This is a genomic window from Rhizobium sp. WSM409, assembly GCF_057653825.1.
Genome location: NZ_JBYGKP010000005.1, coordinates 270,550 through 292,735, shown reverse-complemented (window position 1 = coordinate 292,735; position 22,186 = coordinate 270,550). Strand labels below are relative to the sequence as shown.

21 protein-coding genes are annotated in these 22,186 nt (G+C 61.9%); 10 read left to right on the top strand and 11 right to left on the bottom strand.

All coding sequences use genetic code 11. From position 1 onward, the window contains the following. Positions 1-162 precede the first annotated feature (162 nt). A complete protein-coding gene (locus AC25BC_RS34140) occupies positions 163-1,047 on the top strand; it encodes a peptidyl-prolyl cis-trans isomerase (RefSeq protein ID WP_128440146.1) in 885 nt (294 codons plus the stop codon). Beyond that, the gene (locus tag AC25BC_RS34135; RefSeq protein WP_128440145.1) at positions 1,044-2,030 is read left to right on the top strand and encodes a HupE/UreJ family protein; all 987 of its coding nucleotides are present in this window, start codon (positions 1,044-1,046) and stop codon (positions 2,028-2,030) included. Before AC25BC_RS34140 ends, AC25BC_RS34135 begins: the two co-directional genes overlap by 4 nt. A 165-nt stretch (positions 2,031-2,195) precedes the next feature. On the opposite strand, the gene AC25BC_RS34130 is transcribed toward AC25BC_RS34135, so the two are convergent. Beyond that, positions 2,196-2,795 carry a HupE/UreJ family protein gene (locus AC25BC_RS34130; protein ID WP_128440144.1) on the bottom strand — a complete coding sequence of 200 codons (600 nt, stop codon included), beginning with the start codon at positions 2,793-2,795 and terminating at the stop codon, positions 2,196-2,198. Between the two features lie 278 nt (positions 2,796-3,073). Here AC25BC_RS34130 and AC25BC_RS34125 point away from each other — a divergent pair, with 278 nt between their 5' ends. Continuing rightward, positions 3,074-4,105 (top strand): hydroxyacid dehydrogenase, encoded by a 1,032-nt coding sequence (locus tag AC25BC_RS34125; RefSeq protein ID WP_128440143.1) that lies wholly within the window; start codon positions 3,074-3,076, stop codon positions 4,103-4,105. Positions 4,106-4,233: 128 nt separating this feature from the next. Here the strand turns inward: AC25BC_RS34125 and AC25BC_RS34120 are convergent, their stop codons facing one another. Together AC25BC_RS34120 and AC25BC_RS34115 are read right to left on the bottom strand one after the other, a co-directional pair. Continuing rightward, positions 4,234-5,229, bottom strand: coding sequence for a Tim44 domain-containing protein (locus AC25BC_RS34120; protein ID WP_113545345.1), 996 nt, complete (start codon positions 5,227-5,229; stop codon positions 4,234-4,236). Positions 5,230-5,313: 84 nt separating this feature from the next. Beyond that, complete coding sequence (locus AC25BC_RS34115) at positions 5,314-5,772, bottom strand: YbaK/EbsC family protein (protein ID WP_017997214.1); 459 nt, start codon at positions 5,770-5,772, stop codon at positions 5,314-5,316. Between the two features lie 247 nt (positions 5,773-6,019). Between AC25BC_RS34115 and AC25BC_RS34110 the strand changes: the two genes are divergently transcribed. The 7 genes from AC25BC_RS34110 to AC25BC_RS34080 all read left to right on the top strand — a co-directional run bounded on the left by AC25BC_RS34110 (position 6,020) and on the right by AC25BC_RS34080 (position 13,208). Further along, positions 6,020-7,366 carry an extracellular solute-binding protein gene (locus tag AC25BC_RS34110; RefSeq protein WP_128440142.1) on the top strand — a complete coding sequence of 449 codons (1,347 nt, stop codon included), beginning with the start codon at positions 6,020-6,022 and terminating at the stop codon, positions 7,364-7,366. A 64-nt stretch (positions 7,367-7,430) separates the two neighbouring features. Continuing rightward, the gene (locus AC25BC_RS34105; RefSeq protein ID WP_128440141.1) at positions 7,431-8,732 is read left to right on the top strand and encodes a carbohydrate ABC transporter permease; all 1,302 of its coding nucleotides are present in this window, start codon (positions 7,431-7,433) and stop codon (positions 8,730-8,732) included. A gap of 2 nt (positions 8,733-8,734) precedes the next feature. Further along, positions 8,735-9,577, top strand: coding sequence for a carbohydrate ABC transporter permease (locus AC25BC_RS34100; RefSeq protein WP_026154681.1), 843 nt, complete (start codon positions 8,735-8,737; stop codon positions 9,575-9,577). Continuing rightward, positions 9,577-10,632, top strand: coding sequence for an ABC transporter ATP-binding protein (locus AC25BC_RS34095; protein ID WP_128440140.1), 1,056 nt, complete (start codon positions 9,577-9,579; stop codon positions 10,630-10,632). The genes AC25BC_RS34100 and AC25BC_RS34095 overlap by 1 nt, the downstream gene beginning before the upstream one ends. After that, complete coding sequence (locus tag AC25BC_RS34090) at positions 10,632-11,411, top strand: glycerophosphodiester phosphodiesterase (RefSeq protein WP_017997212.1); 780 nt, start codon at positions 10,632-10,634, stop codon at positions 11,409-11,411. The genes AC25BC_RS34095 and AC25BC_RS34090 overlap by 1 nt, the downstream gene beginning before the upstream one ends. Then, complete coding sequence (locus AC25BC_RS34085; RefSeq protein WP_012760035.1) at positions 11,395-12,399, top strand: LacI family DNA-binding transcriptional regulator; 1,005 nt, start codon at positions 11,395-11,397, stop codon at positions 12,397-12,399. The genes AC25BC_RS34090 and AC25BC_RS34085 overlap by 17 nt, the downstream gene beginning before the upstream one ends. After that, on the top strand, positions 12,399-13,208 hold the full coding sequence (locus AC25BC_RS34080; RefSeq protein WP_017997211.1) for an inositol monophosphatase family protein: 810 nt from the start codon (positions 12,399-12,401) through the stop codon (positions 13,206-13,208). Before AC25BC_RS34085 ends, AC25BC_RS34080 begins: the two co-directional genes overlap by 1 nt. A gap of 66 nt (positions 13,209-13,274) precedes the next feature. On the opposite strand, the gene AC25BC_RS34075 is transcribed toward AC25BC_RS34080, so the two are convergent. From AC25BC_RS34075 to AC25BC_RS34040, 8 genes are all read right to left on the bottom strand, one after another. Further along, positions 13,275-14,930 carry a GGDEF domain-containing protein gene (locus AC25BC_RS34075; protein ID WP_012760037.1) on the bottom strand — a complete coding sequence of 552 codons (1,656 nt, stop codon included), beginning with the start codon at positions 14,928-14,930 and terminating at the stop codon, positions 13,275-13,277. A gap of 129 nt (positions 14,931-15,059) precedes the next feature. After that, positions 15,060-15,923, bottom strand: coding sequence for a glycerophosphodiester phosphodiesterase (locus tag AC25BC_RS34070; protein ID WP_172643745.1), 864 nt, complete (start codon positions 15,921-15,923; stop codon positions 15,060-15,062). Positions 15,924-15,994: 71 nt separating this feature from the next. Continuing rightward, complete coding sequence (locus AC25BC_RS34065; protein WP_012760039.1) at positions 15,995-17,089, bottom strand: pyridoxal-phosphate-dependent aminotransferase family protein; 1,095 nt, start codon at positions 17,087-17,089, stop codon at positions 15,995-15,997. Positions 17,090-17,100: 11 nt separating this feature from the next. After that, positions 17,101-17,880 (bottom strand): ABC transporter ATP-binding protein, encoded by a 780-nt coding sequence (locus AC25BC_RS34060; RefSeq protein ID WP_017997208.1) that lies wholly within the window; start codon positions 17,878-17,880, stop codon positions 17,101-17,103. After that, positions 17,877-18,665, bottom strand: a complete 789-nt coding sequence (locus AC25BC_RS34055) for an ABC transporter ATP-binding protein (protein WP_128440139.1) — start codon at positions 18,663-18,665, stop codon at positions 17,877-17,879. The genes AC25BC_RS34060 and AC25BC_RS34055 overlap by 4 nt, the downstream gene beginning before the upstream one ends. Continuing rightward, complete coding sequence (locus AC25BC_RS34050; RefSeq protein WP_017997206.1) at positions 18,662-19,486, bottom strand: ABC transporter permease; 825 nt, start codon at positions 19,484-19,486, stop codon at positions 18,662-18,664. Before AC25BC_RS34050 ends, AC25BC_RS34055 begins: the two co-directional genes overlap by 4 nt. Continuing rightward, entirely contained in the window at positions 19,483-20,472 is a 990-nt protein-coding gene (locus AC25BC_RS34045; protein WP_128440138.1) for an ABC transporter permease, read from the bottom strand. The genes AC25BC_RS34050 and AC25BC_RS34045 overlap by 4 nt, the downstream gene beginning before the upstream one ends. A gap of 40 nt (positions 20,473-20,512) precedes the next feature. Continuing rightward, a complete protein-coding gene (locus AC25BC_RS34040) occupies positions 20,513-22,123 on the bottom strand; it encodes an ABC transporter substrate-binding protein (protein ID WP_017997204.1) in 1,611 nt (536 codons plus the stop codon). Positions 22,124-22,186 lie beyond the last annotated feature (63 nt).

Genomic DNA, 22,186 nt, shown 5'->3' with positions numbered 1-22,186 from the left:
GGAGTCACCCGCGTTTTTCGTACCAGGTCTAAAGCGCGTCGCGATCTTTCAGATTCGCTCATCGCGCCTTAGGTCTTGGTTTTTACGCATGTCGTGAGCGCAAAACCGCTGCACATTTTTGCGCGACATGCATTAGCAATCAATGGCCGGAGGGCCTGCCTCATGCTCATCCGTAAAGTCCTGGTTGAACCCCTGTTCCACTTCCTGATTCTTGGCGTCGTCGTCTTCAGCCTCTATACGCTGACACGTCAGCCTATGACTGTTGGAGAGGATCTGGCCATCGTTGTCGACGAGGGCCAACTCGCACGCATGTTCGACACCTATTCCCGCACCTGGCAACGTCCACCGACGGAGGACGAATTGAAGGGACTCGTCGAGGGTTACATCAAGGAGGAAATCTTCTACCGCGAGGGTCAGAAGATGGGTCTCGCCCAGGACGATACCGTCTTCCGGCGGCGCATGCAGCAGAAGATGGAATTTCTGCTCGAGCCAAGCGTCGAGGAGCTGGCGCCAAAACCGGGGGAACTCGAAGCCTATTTCACGGCGCATGCGCAAGACTACCGGCTGCCTGAAAAGCTCGCCTTCCGGCAGATATTTTTCAGGAGCGAACGCACGGGTGACAAAGGCGATCTGAGCGCAACCGCGGTGCTTTCGAAACTCAAATCCGACGCCGCGTCGATTGATATGACCTCTCTCGGCGACTCCTCGCTCCTGCCGGAGAGGACGGTGCTCAGCGACGCCGAACTGATCGCGACCAGCTTCGGTCAAAACTTCGTGTCCGAACTGGCGTCCGCGCCTGAAAACCGATGGTACGGGCCGATCCGGTCGGCATACGGCGTTCATCTCGTCTTCGTTTCAGAACGGCTCATGAGCCATCCGCTCGCACTTTCCGACGCTGGGACCGCAGTGCTTGCAGATTGGGAAAGTGCCCGACGCAAAGACATCGCTGACGCACACTATGCGGCGATGAAGAAGCGGTACGACATCGAGATCAACTGGCCGCGAGAGATCGACACATCGCCGATCAAGACATCGAGTCTGCCATGAGCCGCTTCCTCGGTCTGTTTTTTTGGTGTTTGCTTTGGGTCACTTGTACTGCCAACGCCCATGAACTTCGCCCGGCCTTTCTCGAAATCAACGAGATCGCGCCGGAAAGCTATGCGATCACCTGGAAGGTGCCGGCGCGCGGTGAATACAAAATGGCATTGTCCGTTCACTTGCCGGACGCTTGCCAGCAGATGACCGACCCGGTCGGAGGCCATATCGACACTGCCTATGTCAGCCGATGGCAAGTAAAATGCCCAGGCGGGCTCAGTGGCAAAACTGTATTCATCGGCGGACTATCATCGACATTTACCGATGCGCTGGCAAAGCTAACCAATCTAGACGGCACGACCCAAACAAGCCGTATCGCCCCTTCCGATCCGAACCTGACGATCGCCAAAAGCCTGACGCCCTGGGGCACGGCAAAGACCTATTTCTTCCTCGGCGTCCAGCATATCCTGGAAGGCGTCGATCATCTGCTGTTTGTCTTTGCTCTGCTGCTGCTGATCCGCAACCCGCGAATGCTGCTGCTTACCATCACCTCATTTACCGTGGCGCATTCGATCACGCTTGCAATCGCCTCGCTGGACGTCGCCCGACTCCCACAGTCGCCCGTCGAGGCGCTGATCGCATTGAGCATCATGTTCGTCGCTGCCGAGATCATCCGAAGCGGTCGCGGCAGGCGCGATCTTTCCAGCCGTTATCCCTGGATTATCAGTTTCGTGTTTGGCCTCTTGCATGGCTTCGGCTTTGCCGGCGCGCTACGGGAAATCGGCCTTCCACAGAAAGATGTGCCTTTGGCCCTGTTCACGTTCAATCTGGGGGTGGAAGCCGGTCAACTGGCTTTCGTCGCGATTGCACTGCTCGCCGTGGCCAGCTTTAGGCTTGTACGTTTATTTGATTTTTCGCGCATGCACTTCTGGCTTGCCTACCTGATCGGCACCGTCTCGGCCTTCTGGTTCGTGCAGCGTGTGGCTGGTTTTTAGCCGACGAATCGCCACTAGCGCATCGGCCTGAAAATCAGAATCGGTTTTCAGGCCGATGCGTAGATTCAAAAAGTTACAACGCCCTTTTCGCATCTGAAAAGACACGCGGCAGCTGTAATGGCGCTTTTGACCAAGTGCCTGGGCATCATCTGTCTTGCCGGCGGCTCAGATCACGCCCGTCAGGATGCCGACACCGGCAACAGCGGCGAGGCCGCCGGCCGTCCGCACGACAAAGGGACCCTGACGCTCACCGATGCGGGCGATCAGGAAGCCGAGACCGAGGCCGGCGGCATGGAGAAGCGCGGTCGCGATCATGAAGCCGGCGGCATAGGCGGCACCACCGGCATCTTCCGGCATTTCCGCGCCGTGGGCATGCCCGTGGAAGATCGCGAAGAGACCGACGATACCCATCGCTACCGCAGTCGGAGCCTTGACGTTGAGCGCCACGATTGCGCCGAGGACGATGACGGAAAGCGCAATGCCAACTTCAACGAAGGGAAGGTTCACGCCTGCTATACCGAGCCCGCCGCCGACAGCCATGACGAGGACGAAGGTCGCCGGCACGAGCCAGACCGCACGGCCGCCGAGCTGGAATGCGAAAATACCGACCATCACCATGGCAAGGATATGGTCGAGACCGGAAATAGGATGGCTGAAGCCGTGCATGAAGCCAGAGGTCTGACCGACACCGGTATGAGCATAGGCAACGGCCGGAAGTGCTGCGGCGGCAAGGGCGAACAAACCGGTCTTTAATGCTGATTTCATTGTTCGATTCCCTTGAGTTTTGAAGATCCTGCGGCGGCCGAACACCGGGCATGGTTCTAAAGTCGCGGGGACTAGGCTAATTCAAAGAATTTATACCGTCAAATAAAAATGCCAAGAAATACCAAGCCAATTCAACTGCTTATCTGATAGGCAAATGCCACTTTCGATAGCTTCTCCCGGCGCGACGCGCCTCAAGATCGAACTGGAAACAACTCCGCACAGAGGCTATCAATCGTCCGGCAGAGACGGCGCAGACTGCCGCGATGGAGGAGACGCCCATGACGAATACCGAACGGCCGCTGGCGATCAGCGCGCCCGAGCCGCGCACGCTCGATCTGATCTTCAGCGACAAGGCGCGCGCCGAACTGCAGGAGAAATATGAGATCGTCTTGGCCGACCCCGAGAACATCGCCGGGCTCGGCGACGACATCCTCGGCAGGGCACGCTACATCATCGGCCAGCCGCCACTTTCGGCCGAAACGCTAGCCAGAATGCCGGCCTTGCGCTCGATCCTCAACGTCGAAAGCAATCTGCTCAACAACATGCCCTATGAGGTGCTCTTCCAACGCGGCATCCATGTCGTGACGACAGGGCAGGTCTTTGCCGAGCCGGTCGCCGAAATCGGCCTCGGTTTCGCGCTGGCCTTAGCGCGCGGCATCGTCGATGCGGATGTCGCTTTCCGCCAGGGCACGGAACTCTGGGGCGGCGAGGGAAATGCAAGCGCGCGGCTGATCGCCGGCTCCGAGATCGGCATCGTCGGCTTCGGCGATCTCGGCAAAGCGCTGCGCCGGGTCCTGTCCGGCTTCAGAGCCAAGATCCGGGTGTTCGATCCCTGGCTGCCACAATCGATCCTCGAGGAGAACGGCGTCGAGCCTGCAAGCCTCGATGACGTCCTGACAAAGAGCGATTTTGTCTTCGTCGCCGCTGCCGTGACCAGCGAGAACAGGGGATTTCTCAGCGCTGAGGCCTTCGCCAGCATGCGCAAGGGCGCGGCCTTCATCCTGCTCAGCCGCGCCGATGTCATCGATTTCGATGCGTTGATGGCAGCTGTCTCTTCAGGCCATATCGTCGCGGCGAGCGACGTCTACCCTGAGGAACCGTTGCCACCCGATCATCCGGTGCGGAGCCTAAAGGGTTTCATCCGCTCGGCGCATAGGGCCGGCGCCCTCGACAGTGCCTTCAAGAAGATGGGCGACATGGTGCTCGAAGACATGGACCTGATGGATCGCGGCCTGCCGCCGATGCGCTGCAAGCGGGCGGAACGCGAGACGGTCTCCCGCATGCGTTCAAAACCGGTCGCGGTGAATTAGAGCATGTCGCGCAAAAGTGTGGAGCGGTTTTGCGATACCGCCTACGCAAAAGCAAAGATCTAAAGCGCGAGGCGAATCTGAAAGATCGCCACGCGCTCTAGAGCAAAATACCGATTTGGCGCGTCGCTTTAGGCGGCGCGCTGCTCGGCACCCTGGATCGCCGCAAGCTTCCAGTCAGCGCCGGACTTGCGCACGAAAGTCCAAACCTCGGTGCTCTCGCTTGGACGGCGATCGTCGCCGGAAACGACGCGGCCGCTGTCGCGCTCGACCATGGCGTCGATCGAGGAATAACGCATGGCGAGCGTCGCATATTCCTGGCCGTCCTCGCGCCAGGCCTCGGCAATATCGCCCTGCAGCAGCTTGACATCGGAGACGCGGTTGCGCACGCCGTTGGTGGCATTTTCGCCGAGTTCCTCAGCGAGATAGGACATAGCCTCGGGCGTCGTCAGCCGGCGCAAGGTACCGTAATCCTCGGCGCCGTAAGCGGTCTGCACTTGGGTCAGCAGTTCCTCGAACTGATCGAGATCGGCTTGCGCCAGCCCGATCTCGTCGCTCGGCCGATTGCCGCGCGACTGCCCGCCGAAACCGCCCCCCGAACCGATCGTCGGGATCTGGAACGACGACTTATTCGTGGGCGACATGTTATAGGACCGGCTCTGGCCTCCGACGCCGTAGGAAGGCTGGCGGCGGTTGGCGAAATAACGCATGGCGAGCATGACGGCGCCGCCGATCAGCGCGATCTGCAACAGCATGCCGAGCAAGCCGAAGCCGCCGCCGAAACCGTGACCGAGCAGCATGCCGAGAAGGCCGCCGGCAATCAGGCCGCCGATCATCGAACGGCCGAAACCGCCGAACAAGCCAGGGCGCTGGGCGCCGAGAGGCTGCTGCGCGGTGGCAGGTGCCGTGGTCTGCGAACGCGGCGTCATCGACCGTTCGATCGGTGCTGTGGCCCCAGGTGCGGTGCTGGTGACCGGCGGAGCCTGGAAGGTGCGCGTGCCGCGGCTTCCGAAACCGCCGCTGCCGGCGCGGCGCGCTTCTGCATCGTCAAGAGAAGCAAAAACGGTAGCGCTCGTCAGTGCGGCAATGGCCGCGATCTTGGCAAAACGCGAAACGGCACTCGGCATTCCTGATCTCCTGTCATGCACAATCACGGCATATCGAGAGCTAATATAGGTACTCTTTCCCGAGTGTGAAGCTCCCCGGATGCGTTACTGGCAGACATCGACCCAGTTGGCGCCAGTCAGCTCAGCCAGCCGTCCGGTTTCGATGCGTACGGCCGAGTTGGTCGAGCCGGCGGCCGGCACGACTTCATCGAAGCGTTTCAGCGAGATATCGCAATAGATGGGCAGCGGCGAGGGCAAGCCGAAGGGGCAGACGCCGCCGACCGGATGGCTGGTGACTGCCACAACCTCTTCGGCATCGAGCATGCGCCCCTTGGCTCCAAACGTGTCCTTGAACTTGCGATTGTCGAGCCGCGCCGTGCCGCCGGCTACGACCAGCATCATCTGCTCGCCGACGCGCAGGCAAATCGTTTTGGCGATCTGGGCCGGCTCGACGCCATGGGCTTCGGCGGCAAGCGCAACCGTCGAGGAGCTCTCGGCGGTTTCGATGATTTCGATATCGGGTGCGTGGGCGCTGAGGAAGGCGCGGACAGATTCAAGGCTCATGACGTGATGCTAGCCCAGGAAATACGCAATTTGAAGCGTAAAAGACGCCTGCCGAAAACCGCCGCTTGCAAGTCGCGCGGACATCGTCATAATAATTTTGCACACGTGCTCAATTTTGTCATTCGGCCGTTACGTTCAACCCCTAGAGCGGGATACGCCACGTTTTCGTGGGGTTTCGGAACGGTCATCATCAGCAGTGCTGACCCGTCAAGAGGCCTCACACTGCTCTTCTAGGGAGACGAAGAAGATGACTATTTTGCCGACACTGAAATCCCTTGCCGTCGCAGCCGCCATCCTGGCGTCGACCTCTGCAATTGCACTCGCCAAGGACGTTCACATCAGCGTCTGGGCCGGCGGCACCGGCCCGAACGACGTCTATCGCCTCGACGCCATCGAGATCGCAGCCCAGCAGCTGCAGCGTGAAGCCGCTCTTAAGGGCGAAGACCTGAAGATCACCGTCGAGAAGAAGCCTTATTCGGCCTGGGAGGACTTCAAGCAGGCGCTGACCCTTGCCGCCGAAGCCAAGACCGCTCCGAATATCGTCGTAAGCGGCCATGAAGACATAGCACCCTGGTCGCAGGCCGGGCTGATCGTACCGATCGAGGATTATGTCGATCTCGACTCTTGGCCGCTCAGCGACATCTATGAAAACCTGTTGCAGATCGCGTCCTATAACGGCACCGTCTACGGTATCCCGCAGGACGCCGAATCCCGTCCGATGTTCTTCTGGAAGCCTTACATGAAGGCGATCGGCTACAGCGACGCCGATCTGGATGCGCTGCCGCAGAGCGTGCAGGACGCCAAGTACACCATGAAGAACCTGCTCGAAGACGCCAAGAAGATGCAGGATAAGGGCCTCGTCCAGCCCGGCTATGGTTTCTATCCGCGCACCAGCAACGGCCCTGATTACTGGCAGTTTTACACCAGCTTCGGCGGCACGATGGAAGAAGGCGGCAAGCTCGTTTTCGACAAGGCCGCGATGACCCGCACCTATCAGTTCTTCGCCGATGCCGTGAAGAGCGGTGTTACCAAGAAGAACCACATCGGCATGCCGGGCGACCAGTGGTGGAAGGAAGTCGCCACAGGCAAGGCCGGCATCTGGGACGGCGGCACCTGGCACTATGCTCGCCTTGTCAACCAGGAAGGCCTGAAGGACTTCTTCGGCAACGTGATCTTCACGCTGATCCCCGCCGGCGAAGGCGGCAAGGCCAACACGCTGACCCATCCGCTCGTCTACCTGCTGACCGCAGGTCACGACCAGGAAGACACTGAGATCGCCGCCCAGTTGGTCAAGATCGCCTCCGAGCCACGCATCAACGCGCTGCATGCAGTCAAATCGGCCCATCTCGGCATCTCCAAGTCGGAATCCACCGTCGAATTCTATTCGGCCGACCGCTGGACCCGCGAAGCCACCGAACGCCTGCTGCCACATGCCAATGCGATGCCGAACAATTCCGATTTCGGCAAATATTGGAACATCATGTGGAAGAACCTCGAAGCATCCTGGACCGGCGCCAAGACCGTAGACGCCGCGGTCGGTGATGCAGAGAGCGAGCTGAAGAGCACGCTCGGCGACAAGATCGTCATCCGCTAAGGTCGAAGCACTCTTCCGGGCGGCGGTAACCCGCTGCCCGGTCGGTCCGCGATGAGGGGCTTCCATGAAATCGTCCAGAACGCTCGGGCTGGTGATGATCGCGCCTGCGGCGATCATGATCGTTCTTTTCTTCCTGATGCCGGTCGTTCTGACGGCGGTCTTTTCGATGACCAGCATGACGACGGCGACCGGTATTTCCGGCGGCGTCTATCAGATCGCACCCAACTCCATGATTGCGCTAAAATCGGCAATACCGGACATTGCCGCCGAGATGGCCGATCCGCGCTACACGATCGACGAGGCGGGCCTCAAGGCCGTCGAAGGACTCGGGCTTGCGCCGGGGATTGCTGGGGAATTGCGCGCCAAACATGCAGGTGAGGTGTTCACGGCACGCCGCGACGTCGAGCGCATGCTCAAGGATCTCGCCGACCGGCCTTCGACGCGCGACGTCAAGCAGATTTCCGAACAGTTCAACCGCTCCGTCCTCAACACCCGCTTCGACAGCAAGGAGCAGCTCTTTTCGGCGCTGGATAGTCTGGGTTTCAAACTGACACCGGAGCAGAAGGAAACGGTCGCCAAGGCCACTTATACCGGCTGGGTTTGGACGACCGACAATTTCTCGCGCATGACCACCTCACCCGATATGGCGCGTGTACTCTTGAATACCGTGCTCTACGTCGCGCTGGTGCTGATGCTGTTCAATGTCGGTTATGCGCTGCTACTTGCCATTTGGACGCATTACATGCCGCCGACGCCGGCCTCGATCTTCCGCGGCATCTGGCTCCTGCCGCGCATTACCCCTGTCGTCATCTATGTCATGCTATGGAAGTGGCTTGCCTGGGATACCGGCTTCATTTCGATCCTGATGGGCAAGTTCGGCTATCCGCCAAAGAACTACCTTCTCGACAACGCTTACAACGCCTGGTTCTTCGTCGTGTTGATCAACGGCTTCATCGGCGCCTCGATGGGCATGCTGGTGTTCTCCTCGGCGATGAAGGCCATTCCGAAGAGCCAGTTCTATGCGAGCGAGGTCGACGGCGCCTCGCGCTGGCAGCAGATTCGCTACATCATTCTGCCGCAGATGCGCTGGCCAATCCTCTTTGTTACCTGCTACCAGACCTTGTCGCTGCTTGCCTCCTTCAATGAAATCCTGCTCGCCACCAATGGCGGACCGGGCAATGCGACCGAGGTCTGGGCGCTCTCGGCCTATCACACTGCGCTGAGGAACTATGCCGGCAACCTCGAATACGGGTTGGGTGCCGCCATGGCCTTGGTGCTCGTCGTCATCGGCGTGACGCTGTCGCTCCTCTATCTGCGCGTCTTCAACTACGGCACGCTTGTCGCCAAGCCCTTGATCGAGGATTGACCATGGCCGAACGATCGCAGCCCTCGGCAAACTACCGCAGCTGGCCTGTCATAACGGCGCTGACCATCGTCAGCCTGCCGCTGCTCCTGATGTATGTCTATCTCTTCCTCGACACGGTGACCGTGAAGCAGGCGGACGCACTGCTGCCCTCCGGCTTGACGCTCGACCACTGGCGCTTCCTCTGGCAGACGACGGAGGGCAAGGCGAACATCTGGCAGGTGACCGTGAATACGCTGCTGTTTGCGGCCTGCACCACCAGCCTCGTGCTCATCGTCTCGTCGATGGCGGGCTACGTGCTGTCGCGACTGAACGTCCCGGCACGCGGCTTCTTCCTCGCCGGCGTCATGGTGCTGCATGCCTTCCCGTCGGTGACGCTGATCATCGCCATCTTCATCGTGCTGCAGATGATCGGTCTCTACAATTCGCTGATCGGCGTCATCCTGGTAAAGGCGGCGATCGACCTGCCGCTCGGCATCTGGTTGATGAAGGGCTTTTACGACACCGTGCCCTGGGAAATCGAAATGGCCGGCGTCGTCGACGGCGCCTCGCGCTTCCGGGTCTGGCGCAGCCTCGTGCTGCCGCAGGTCAAGCCCGGCATCATGGCGCTTGGCCTCTTCTCTTTCCTCTCCGGCTGGGGCGAGTTCATCCTGCCGCAGGTGCTGGCACCTGGTAATCAGGTGCAGGTGCTTTCGGTCTATCTCGCGGCCTTCCTCGCCGACGACAACAACTATGATTTCAACATGTTCAAAGCCGTCGGCGTCTTCTACCTCGTTCCGGTGCTGATCGTTTACGCGCTCTTCAACAAATACCTCATGAACATCTATGGCGGCGGGAGCAAAGGCTGATGCGAATCCTCCTCGACAATTTTTCGAAGAGCTTCGGCTCCACCAAGGTCATCGAGAACATGACCCTCGAAGTCGGCAACGGCGAGATGCTGGCGCTGCTCGGTCCTTCCGGCTGCGGCAAATCGACGACGCTGTTTTCCGTCTGCGGCATCCATCGGCCAAGCGGCGGACGCATCCTCTTCGGCGACCGCGACGTCACCGACCTGCCGAGCCAGGCTCGCAATGTCGGCGTCGTTTTCCAGTCCTATGCGCTCTATCCGCACATGACGGTTACCGAGAACATCGGCTTTCCGCTGAAGGTGAAGGGCATGCCGGCTGCCGAGATCCGCAAGGAGGTCGACCGTATCGCGGCTCTCGTTCAGATCGGTAACTTGATGGGCCGCAGGCCGGCCGAGCTTTCCGGCGGCCAGCAGCAGCGCGTCGCCCTGGCTCGCGCGCTGATCCGCAAGCCCGATGTGCTGCTGCTCGACGAGCCGCTCGCCAATCTCGACGCCAAGCTGCGCCTCGAAATGCGATCGGAAATCCGCCGCCTGCAGCGCGAAACCGGCATTACCGCCATTCTCGTCACCCACGACCAGGTGGAGGCGATGAGCATGTGCGACCGCATCGCCATCATGAAGGAGGGCGAGATCGTCCAGATCGCCACGCCGGCCGAAATGTACAATGATCCGAAGACCGCCTTCGTCGCCGGCTTTCTCGGCAATCCGCCTATCACCTTCCTGCGCGGCGTCGTGGACAATGGCGCATTCACAATCCCGCAAAGCGAGATCCGCGTGCCGCTGCCCGATACCGTCGGTGCCGCCGAAGGTACCAAGCTGATGCTCGGCGTCCGGCCTGAGCATTTCACGCCGGCAGGCGACATCGCCGTCCCGGGCAAGGTCACCTTCGCCGAAACGCAGGGCCGCGAGAACCTCTACGACGTGGCTCTTGCCGGCGGACCGCTGTTGCGTTCGATCCAGCCGGTGCGTAGCGATGTTCACGTCGGCGACGACGTCCGCTGGGCGATCGACAGCCGCGGCATATTCGTTTTCGACGAAAATGGCAGGAGGCTCTGATGACCCGCGATTTCTCGGTATTCTTCCAGCGTTACGGTTGGCCAACGGCCAAGGGCCGGCTTCCCTTCTGCATCGGCCATCGCGGCGCCAGTGGCCATGAACGCGAGAATACAATAGCCGCTTTCCGCCGTGCCGCCGAACTCGGCGCGGAAATGTGGGAGCTCGACACGCAGCTGACCAAGGACGGCGTAGTCGTCGTCTCGCATGACGACCATCTCGAGCGTGTCTTCGGCATCGACCGCCGCATTTCCGAAATGACGGCGGCAGAGCTCGCCCGCCTCGACGGCGTCGACGTGCCGAGTTTTTCGGAGGTGGCCGCACTCGGCCGCGAGACCGGAACCGGTCTCTATGTCGAGCTGAAGGCGCCTGGAACCGGCCTGCGCTGCTGGCAGCACCTTGTCGAGATGAACCAGCGTTTCGCCTGTCTCGGCTCCTTCGACACGGCACAGGTGCGCGAACTTCGCGACGCGGCCTGCGATTTTCCGCTTTCGGTGCTGATCCGGGTCGGCCACGATCCGCACGCGCTCGGCGACGAGGCCGGCGCCGATATCCTGCATCTGTGCTGGGAGAGGGCAGGCGAACGTCCGCAGGATCTGGTGAGCGAGGTGTTGATGCGCCGCGCCTTCGAGGCTGGCCGCGAGATCGTGCTCTGGCACGAGGAACGGCCGGCCATCCTCGATGACCTCATGAAGCTTCCGGTTCTCGGCATCTGCACGGATCTACCCGATCTGATGCGGCCGCCTGCGGCTAAGGAAAAAGCAATTGGCAGACAGGGATAAGGGACCGCGCAAGGTAACCTCCTTCGACGTGGCGCGTGTGGCCGGCGTCTCGCGCGCTGCCGTGTCGCGCGCCTTCACGCCGGATGCCAGCGTCTCGCCGAAGACGCGCGAGAAGGTCTATCAGGCCGCCAAGGAACTTGGCTACCGGGTCAACTATCTTGCCCGAAGCCTCACCAACAAACGCTCCGATCTCGTCGGCCTTGTCGCTGCCGGCCTCGACAATCCGTTCCGCACGCTGCAAATCGAAAACCTGGCAAGAGTGCTGCTCGCCCGCAATTTCCGCCCCATCCTACTGCCGACCTCGCCGGAGGCTGATACTTCGACGGTCATTGGCCAGCTGCTGCATTACGCCGTATCAGGCGTCATCGTCACCTCGGACGCACCGCCGACCGAGATCTGCGAGCAGTGCGCGGCCGAGGGTGTGCCGATCGTGCTGATCAACAAGGGCAACGACATTCCCTTCGTCGACCGCATCATCTCCGACGACCGCATGGCCGGCCATCTCGCCGCCACCCATCTGATCGACAGCGGCGTGCGAAAGCCCGCCGTGATGGCTGCCCCTGCCATATCCTATACGGCGCGGCGGCGCAGCGAGGCCTTCATCGCACGCTGCAAGCAGCTCGGCGTCGAGGCGCAGTTTCTGCAGGTCAGGATCAACGACTACCGGAGCGGGTACGATGCTGCAACCGAACTTGCCGCATCCGGCATCGACGGGCTGTTCTGCGCCAACGACTACATGGCCTGCGGCGTGGTCGATCGCATCATGCAGGGCCGCGGCCGCGAGGATGCGCCGCCGCTCTCCATCATCGGCCATGACGACATTCCTCAGGCGAGCTGGGCGGCCTATGATCTCACGACCATCCGCCAACCCTGCGACGTCCAGGCCGAAAAGACGGTCGACCTGCTGATGAGCCGCATCGTCGAGCCGGACCTGACGGCGCGTGTCGAATTCACGCCGGTGACACTGATCAGAAGAAGGACTGCCTGATGAACTCCGTATTCGACGCCGCCGCCATCCGCGCACGGGCGGAGGTCGCCATCACCGTTGCCCTCGATGTCGGACGGGAGACGGCCCGGTTTCGGCACGATTCCGACCCCGGCGCGCTTGCCGTCGAGAACAAGGGATTGCAGGATTTCGTCACCGTTGCCGACAGGAGGGCCGAGCAGGCGATCCGCGAAGGGCTGCTCTCGCGCTTTCCGGATGACACTTTCATGGGCGAAGAGAGTGGCGGACGATCGGGTAAGGGCGGCACCTGGGTCGTCGATCCGATCGACGGCACGACCAACTATATCAGAGGCTTCCGGCACTGGGGCGTTTCGATCGCCTTTGTCGTCGGCGGACAGGTCGAGATCGGCGTGGTCTACGACGCCGCCGGCGACAAGGTCTTTCACGCCGTCCGCGGCGGCGGCGCCTTTAAGGACGGTTTGCCGGTGCATGCGGCTGCGACCGCCGATCCGGCAAATGCGCTTGTCATTCTCGGCCATTCCCGCAAGACGAGCTTCGACGACTATCTTGCGCTCTCCAAACGGCTTCACGAACGCGGCATGGATTATCGCCGCACGGGTGCGGCCGCGATCGACCTCGTTCGTGTCGCCGAGGGTGCTGCCGATCTCTATTACGAACGCCACCTCAATGCTTGGGACATGCTCGCCGGCGCGTTGATCGCCGAAGAGGCCGGCGCTGCGGTGGCGATGCCGCCGGTCGAGAGGCTGCTTGCGCAGGGCGGACCTGTCATCGCCTACTCGCCGGGGCTTGCTGGCGAGTTCGCGTTCATCCTCGACATCGAGGGGCTATAGATAGACCACTCCCGGCGACGGGATCCGCCCGATTTCTGAGACTGCGAACTTTGCCCGGAACGCCCGTTACGCAACAACGCGATTGCGACCGGTCTTTTTCGCCGCATAGAGATTCTGATCAGCGATCGCCAAAATCTCGTTCGGAGACTTGGCAGACAGGGTACCGGCGACACCTATGCTGATCGTGACGTGCAGCCCGTTGCAGATCTCAGACCAATCCCATCGTTCAATGGCTGAACGCAGCCTCTCGCAGAGATCTGCGGCCCCTCGGGGAGCGCCGGCGAACAGGACGACGAATTCCTCGCCGCCAAACCGAATTGCCTGATCGGTAACGCGCAACTGGCTGCGCAATATGGTTCCAATGGCACTCAGGACCCGGTCACCGATCATGTGAGAGAAGTCGTCGTTGATCGACTTGAAGTGATCGACATCCAGCATCGCGATCGAATATGGACGCTTCTCAGATGTCAGCGCTTTAAAGCGGCTGTCGAGATATTTGCGATTATAGAGCCCGGTCAGTGCGTCCAGATAGACGGCATTTGCAAGGAGATCGGTTTGCTCCTGCAATTTCTGATAGGATGCCTCCAGCGTTTCTGCGCGCTTCGACTCCGTTTCGGCAACTTCCTTGAACCGTTTGGTTTCATAGTAGATTTCAGCGAGACGTGCGCGTCGCTGCGTACTCTCGGCGCTATTGCGCAAATAGGCTTGGTGGTATTTTTTATGGGCCGCCAGCGCCGGATCGAACTGTCCCAGCCCCTCATAGGCCTGCGACAGATAAAGATAGATCTGGACATAGGAATCGAAACTGCCGCCGGCGTCGATCAGCTCCACCGCCTCGAGCAGCGGCGACAGGGCTTCGGTGAATTTTCCGGAATTGTTGTAGATCTGGCCCAAAGTGTAGAGATATTGCTGCCTGTCCCTGACATAGCTGTTCTCTTGAAACAGCCGATAGCGGGCCATGCACTGGAGCGCCTTCTCATGCTCGCCCAGGTGGCTGTAGAATTCGGCTTGGTTGCCGAGACAGAGGCGAGCGGCCCAGCTGTCGCCGATCTCGATTGCGATGTCGAGCGCCTGTTCGGTCAGTGCCAGCGCCCTGACCAGCATCTGGTGTTCTTCCTCCGGCTGGCCGAGCGCCCGCGCGATATATCCACCTTCCGAATGAGCGCCGCCGAGATTGATAAGCCACCAGCATTCATAGTTCTTATTGCCAATCGATCTGGCGAGTTCGACAGATCTCTCGCTCATCAAGATGGCCCGGTCGGGCTGTTTGTTGCACCAGAAGATAATCCCTATGACGTTGGTGGCCAGGCTTTGTGCTTTCGGATCCGCGGCCTTGTCGGCCAGATCCAACGCGCGGGTCGCTTCTTCGATCGCTTCCTCCGGCAAGCCCAGTTCCAAGAGCAACCATCCGAAATAGGCCCGGGCACAGGCTTCCTCTTTGCGCTCCCCGTGCAATTTCCAGAAGTCTATCGCCCGCCGGACATGCGTCAGCCCAAGTTCGGCCTTGCCGATTTGAAAACAGTACCAGGCAATATCGGTGTCGCATTGCGCGGCGAGCCGATCGTCGCCCCGCGCCTTGGCATCAACAAGAATTTTGCCGGCCAGCGTGAGGGCCTCAACCGAACGGCCTGTACATCCAAGATGCCACGCTTCCTGTAAGCTGGAATTTGCTTGTCGAGTATTTGCTTCGGCATCAACAATTTGCATATCGGACACCAACATTTGTCTGCTGGCTATGGATAGCATCAGAAGTTTAAAATGATGCAAACTGCAAAAAGCAGGCGACAAACCTAGAAACAGGGTAGCGAAAGCCTCTCACACCTTTCGGCATCATGCTCCAACGCCCACCGGTTAATTCGCCATGCGGCGGCCCCAGCCGCGTTCAGTCGCCGGCGCCTCGTCGGTGGTGATCTGATCCGGCTTCAGGGCCATCAGCGCTGAAAAGCCTCGCCATTCCTCTTCGCTGAAACCGGCCTCCGGATCCTTCAGGGTGAAGGTCCAGGCATCAACGCGTTTGCCTTCGTCCCGGCAGAGCGCGATCAAGTCGAGACCTTGATTGGCGGCATCAAGGATCAGCGGCCAGTGCAGATAGATCGTGTCCGGTTCAGTCGGGCCGCGCAGGTCAGCGCGCAGTTCCGTCTCGACCGCCTTCCAGCCGTTGGCCATCCTGATATCGTAGAGCTTGTTGGTCGGATCGATGCCGCGCAGGAGATGGGGAAGCTTCTCCTTGACCGCGATGATGAGGTCGAGACTGTCGCCGCTGACAATCACCGAGGCGGCGATATCCCTAAAATGCGCGGCCAGATGCGCGACGCCCTTGGCGCCGATCGCTTCAAAGTCATCCTTCATGTCGAATTGCAGCAGTGCGGCTGGATGCGTCGATTGCATCATGGCGGCAAGATCCTCGCTGAGGATCAGCGGCCGGTCGCCCTCTTGCATCCTGATATCGCTGAGGTCACCGATACTCTTTTCGGCGACCGGTCCATGTCCTGTCGTCTCGCCTTCGAGATCCTTGTCGTGCAGCACGACGAAACCGCCGTCGGCACGTACGCGCAGATCGAGCTCCATCGAAGCGCCTGCTGCAAATCCCTCCGCCATCACTTCGGCTGAGAACAACGGATCGGCAAACCGTTTGCGCAACCGGTGCCATTTCAGGCGGGTCCGGTGCCCCTCATGTGAAATCTCCAGGCCCTGCGCATCCAGCAATCTTGTCATCTGCACCAAGTCTCCGCGATACTACTCTCCTGCCTTGATGAACCATGATTATCAAGGGCCGAATACGGCTTTCATCGACTGTAGGCTGCGGATATTGCCTCCGAGGCGGCTGATATATCCGAGGGATGGCCTGCCTGCCTGAGAGCGGCGCCATACGCCACGACATTCGACAGCACCGTCTGGAATGCGGCGCGCGAACCCGTGTGGTTCAGCCGCACGAGACGGGCCGGCGCTGTTCCAACGCCTTCGCTCAGCTCGACCCCGAGCTGCCCGGCAGCTGCGATCAGCGCGGCAGGCGCGAGCGCCTCCGGCACCGGCACTGCCGTGACCAGGTTCGACGCCTTTACTGCCGGCACCCATCCCGGGGCACCGAGCGCGGCAAGCCCCGCTCGCGTCGCCGATGCCGCCAGCGCATGGCGAGCGACCACATTCTCCAGACCCTCGGCCTCGATGCGGTCGAGCGCTGTCTCCAGCGCGAAGAATTCCAGCGACGCCGGTGTTCCCGGCAGGCCACGCCGGCCGCCGTCGATCCAGCTCTTCAGATCGGCCAAAGACAAGATCGAATCGCGCGGTGCGCCGTCACTGAGGATCAAATCCCAGGCCCTGCCGCTGACCGAAAGCGCGGACACGCCAGCCGGACCGCCGAGCGCCTTCTGTGGCCCGATCACGGCGATGTCGATGCCGAGACCGTCGACATCGAGCTGATGGCCGCCGACCGATGCGACCGCGTCGACAACCGTGACGACGCCGCGAGCCCGGGCAAGCGCCAAGATCTCGGGCAGGGGGTTGAGAATGCCGCTTGCGGATTCCGCGTGCACCAGCGCGAGAACATCGATCTTCGGACCTGTCTGGAGCGCTTTGGCGACTGTTTCGATCTCGATCGGCAGGCCCGGTTCGGCGACGATATCAGCGACCGACGCGCCACCCCGCCGCAGCCATTGACCGAACCAGCCGCCATAGGGACTGGTGATGATGTTGAGTGCTGAAAGGCCGGGGCGCGCAAGGCTGAGCGCCGCCGCCTCCAGCGCCACCACCGCCTCGGCCTGCACCAGTAATATATCGTTGCGGCTGCACAATATGTCGCCGATCCTGTCGGCAAGGACGGCGTAGCGCTCCGCGGGATAGGAGGGCACGGCATGCAGGGGATTCCAACCAAGATCGGACATGGATACTTCCTTCAGCAAAGATCGGTCACGAGACGGGGGACGGCGCCCACGAGCGCGCGGGCGGCCTCCGATTGCGGAGCGGCAACGACCGCCGCTGCCGGACCGGTCTCGACGATCCGTCCGCCATCGATAACGGCGATGCGGTGGGAAACGGCGCGCACCACGGCCAGATCGTGCGAAATGAACAGACAGGCAATGCCCTGTTCTTTCTGCAGATCGACCAGAAGCTCCAGGATCCTGCCACGCACGGTGACGTCGAGCGCCGAGACCGCCTCGTCGAGCACCAGCATCGACGGCCGCGTCGCAATCGCCCGCGCAATCGCCACGCGCTGGCGCTGGCCGCCGGAGAGCGAACGCACCGGCCGGGCGGCATAATCGGCGGTGAGGCCGACACGCTCTAGCAGATCGACGATCTCGCCGGGGCGCCGGTCTTTTGCGACGCCGTGGATGCGAAGCGGATCGTCGAGCACTGCACTAACGCTCGCCAACGGATTGAAGGCGGCGAGCGGATCCTGAAACACCATCTGCATACGCGCCCGCCGGCGGCGTAAAGGCGCGCCATTCAGCGCGAGCCAATCCTCTCCCTCGAAGCGAATCGAGCCGGCATCGGCAGCAACAAGCCGCAGCAGGATGCGCGACAGCGTCGATTTTCCGCTGCCGGAGGCGCCGACGAGGCCGAGCGTTTCCCCAGGCGCGATCGTCAGCGACACATTGTCGAGAGCGGCAACCTGGCGGCCCGCAGAAGCAAACCCTTTCGACAGGTTTTCGACGGAAAGCAGCACATCGTTCATGGTAGCTCCTCCGCGATCAGCGGCGGCGTCGCGAGGTCACGATGGCTGGCGATGAGGGCGGCGGTATAGTCGCTCTTGGGCGCTGAAAGCACCGAACGGACGGGGCCCTCCTCGACTAGCCTCGCATTGCGGAAGACGGCGATGCGATCGACGAAGCCGGAGACCAGCGCGATGTCATGGGTGATGAAGAGAAGCGTCATGCCATCCTCGCGCACCAGCCCGTCGAGCAGCCGGACGATCTCGGCCTGGACGACGACGTCCAGCGCGCTGGTCGCCTCGTCGGCGATCAGCAGCGCAGGCCTCGCGGCAATGGCCGCCGCAATCGCCACGCGTTGGCGCTGGCCGCCGGAAAGCTGATGCGGAAAGGCCCGCATCGCCTTGTCGGGCTGCGGTATCCGTACCCGCTCGAGTAATTCTTCGGCCCTGGCATAGGCCTGTTTCCAGCTGAGGCCGAGGTGGCGCCTGGCGCCCTCGGCGATCTGCTCGCCGATCGTCAGGACGGGATTGAGGCTGGAGCCCGGATCCTGGAAGACGAAGCCGAAATCGCGGCCGGGACGAGGCGGATGGCCAAGTGCAGGCCAGAGCATCTCGCCCCGGACCTTAGCGCCCTCCGGCAGCAGGCCTGCAAGCGCGCGGGCGAGCGTGCTCTTGCCGGAGCCGCTTTCGCCGATGATCGCCAGCCTTTCGCCGGCGGCGATATCGAGATCGACACTGTCGAGCGCGGCAGCAGCGCCGCGCCCATAGGTGACTGAAAGCTGCCGCAGGCTGCAGAAGATGCCGCTCATGCCGCCCTCGCATCGTTATCGCCGAGCGCCTTGCCGAGACCCTCGCTGAAGAGATGGACGCCGAGCACGGTGATGGCGAGCGCCGCGCCCGGTATGACGGAGAGATAGGATGCCGAGCGCAGCACGCTGCGGCCCTCGGCGATCATCGAACCCCAGGTGGCGATATTGGGGTTGCCGAGGCCAAGGAAGGACAGCGCTGCCTCGGTGAGGATCGCGCCGGCGACGATGGTGGCGGAGAGCGCCAGCACCGGCGGCAGCGCGTTCGGCAGGATTTCCCGGAAGGCGATCTCGGCCGGATGCATGCCGATCACCCTTGCCGAGGCGACGTAATCCTGCTCGCGGATGGCAAGCACCTGCGCTCGCGTCAGCCGCGCCGGATCGGCCCAGGTGCCGAGCGCAATGGCAATGACGACGACAGGCGTCGAGACGCCGATGGTGCTGACGAAGGCAAGGGCAAGCAGAAAAGCCGGCACGATCTGGAAGGCGTCGACCACGCGCATCAGCGCTTCGTCGACGAGCCCGCCGGCAAAACCGGCGGCCATGCCGACGCAGAGCCCAAGCACCATGGCCGAAAACGCTGCCGCAAGGCCAACGGCCAGCGAGGTCCGCGCGCCATAAAGCAGGCCCGCCAGCACGTCGCGGCCGAGCCGGTCGGTGCCGAGCGGAAAAGCCGGATCGGTGAAGGGCGTCAGCAGCGCACGGCCGGCAATCTTCAGTGGATCGCCCGGTGAAAGGATAGGGGCGAGCAGCCCGGCCGAAAGCAGGACGAGAAGGATCACAAGCCCGATCACGCCTTCCGGCGTGCGCAGCAGGCGGCTCATGTGCCGCCCTCCGAAGCGACGATGCGCGGGTCGAGTGCTGCATAGACGAGATCGACGAGGAAATTGACGGAAATGACGAGGACGGCGCTGGTGACGACGATGCCCATCAACAGCGGCGCGTCGCGGCCATTGACCGCCTCTTGCGCCAGACGCCCGAAACCCGGGATCGCAAAGACGCTCTCGATCACCACGCTGCCGCCGAGCATCGCCGCCGATTGCAGTCCGAGCATGGTGACGAGCGGCAGCAGCGCATTGCGCGCCACGTGGCGCAGCACGATCCGGCTCCGCGACAGGCCCTTGGCGCGGGCGAAGAGCACGAAATCGAGCTTCCACGCCTCGACCATGCCGCTGCGCATCACCCGCAGGAACAAGGCGAGATAGATCAGGGCGAGCGCGCCGACCGGCAGAACGAGATGATCGGCGATATCGAGCGCGCGCGAAAATCCTGTCTTGCCGGAAGCGATCGTCTCGACGCCGGCGATCGGAAACCAGCGCAGCTTCACCGAAAAGGCGATACTCAGAACCAGGCCGAGCCAGAAGCTTGGAATGGCATAGACGATCAGCGAACCGATCGACAGCAGCCGATCGCGCATGCTGCCCGGCCGCGCGCCGGCAAGAATGCCCAGCGCCGAGCCGAGGCCGAAGGAGAGCGCGGTGGCGCTGCCCATCAGGAGCAGCGTATTGGGCAGGCGCTCGGCAATAAGCGCGCCAACCGGCCGGCCGAAGGCGACCGACCAGCCGAGATTGAGCCGCGCCAGCGATGAGAGATAGAGCCAGAGGCGCGCAAGCATGGACTGGTCGAGACCGTAACTCTCGCGCAGCGACTGCCTAAGTGCCGCATCGCCGCCGCCGATCGAGCCGAGATAGGCGTCGACCGCATCGCCCGAGGCTGACTCAAGCAAGAAAAAGGTGAAGATCACCACGATCAGCAGCACCGGAATACTACTGATCGCCCTGCGCCTCAGGAGGATGATGGCTCGTTTCACGCCTGACAGGGCCTCTGGAAGGGAATTGCCGCCGATCCTATCACGATTGCAGCGCGGTATCGCCCCAGTTCGAGACGGCCCAGCGCGGATTGTTCGAGACGTTAAGCACGGTGTCGCGCGCAACGGTTATGAAGCCCCATTCCGCGACGTTGATCAGCGGCAGGTCAGCGACGACGAGCTGCTGGAACTTGCGGTAGAGATCGGTGCGCGCCGCCGTGTCGACGGTTTCGGAGGCCTGCTTGATGATCTTGTCGAGCTCCGGATTGACGTAGCCGCCCTGGTTGGAAAAGGGCACGCCGGCTGGGGTGCCGGACTGGACGAGAATGGTGGTGGAGATCGCCGGATCGCCGCGGAAAACCGGTGGGCCGACGGCGAGGTCGAAGTCGTGGTCGGTATAAACAGCCTTCTGGTGTGCGGCCGCATCGGCATTGACGATCTCGGCATTGATGCCGATCACGGCCAGCGCCTGGCGAAGATAATCGCCGAACTGGCGGGTCTCGTTGAAATAGGGCGCGGGGCGGAGCTTCAGCGTAAAGCGGTTGCCATCAGGGCCCTGCTTATATCCGGCCTTGTCGAGAATGTCGTTGGCCGCAGCCGGATTGAAATCATAGGCCGCGACATCCGGCGTATAAAACTGCAGCGCATTCTTCGGCACCGGGCCGGTCGCGGCGGCGGCGTAACCGAGGAAGATCGTGTCGACCACGAATTTCTTGTCGATCGCCTGCGCGATCGCCTGACGGACCCTGAGGTCGGCCAACTCCTTGCGGCGGTGATTGATCTCGACGACGAGCTGATAGGTCAAAGCCTCATAGCCCTTCGAAATCACCTTGATGCCGGCGACCTTCGAGATGCGGTCGAGATCGGCCAGCGGCACCGCCGAGAAGGCGGCAAGCTGGATTTCCTCGGCTTCGAGCGCCGAACCCGCCGCTTCGCGATCGGGCAGCACGCGGAAGACGATCTCATCGAGTTTCGGCTGGTCCTTGTCCCAATAATTCTCGTTGCGCGCCAGCCGGTAATATTCGCCAGGCTTGTGTTCGGCGAACTTGAACGGGCCGGTGCCGATTAGCGTGTTGTTGGCCGGGTTGGTGGCGATGTCGGTGCCGTCGAAGATGTGCTTGGCGACGACGCTGGTGACGACAGGCAGCGCGTTGCGGATCAATTGGAACGGCGTTGGCTTGGAGAAGCGGAAGATGGCGGTGTAATCGTCGGGCGTGTCGACGGCTTCGAGATTGGCGAAGACCAGGCGGCCGAGATTCTGCAGCGGCTTCCAGATATTGAGCGCGGAGAAGGCGACATCGACTGAGGTGAACGGCTTGCCGTCGTGCCAGGTGACGCCGTCGCGCAGCTTGAAGGTGACGGAGAGGCCGTCATCCGAGCCCTCCCAGGAGGTGGCAAGGCGCGGCGCAAGCCCGTCCTTGCCGTCGAACGACGCTTCGGCCAGCGGCTCGATCACCTTGCTTGCGACGAAGAAGACGCCGTTCGAGGCGACGATCGCAGGATTGAGGTTCTTCGGCTCGGAATCGGCCGCAACGATCAGCCGGCCGCCGGCGGGAGCAGCTTGCGCAAGCGCCTGTCGGGCGAGCGCCGTCGAAGCAAGCAGCAGGGCAGTGCCCTTCATCAGCGTGCGCCGCGAGATAGATGATACGGTCATGACCCCTCCTGGTCGGTGAACAATTCGCCAGACTATATTCGAAGCGAAAAGATCATTGCGACG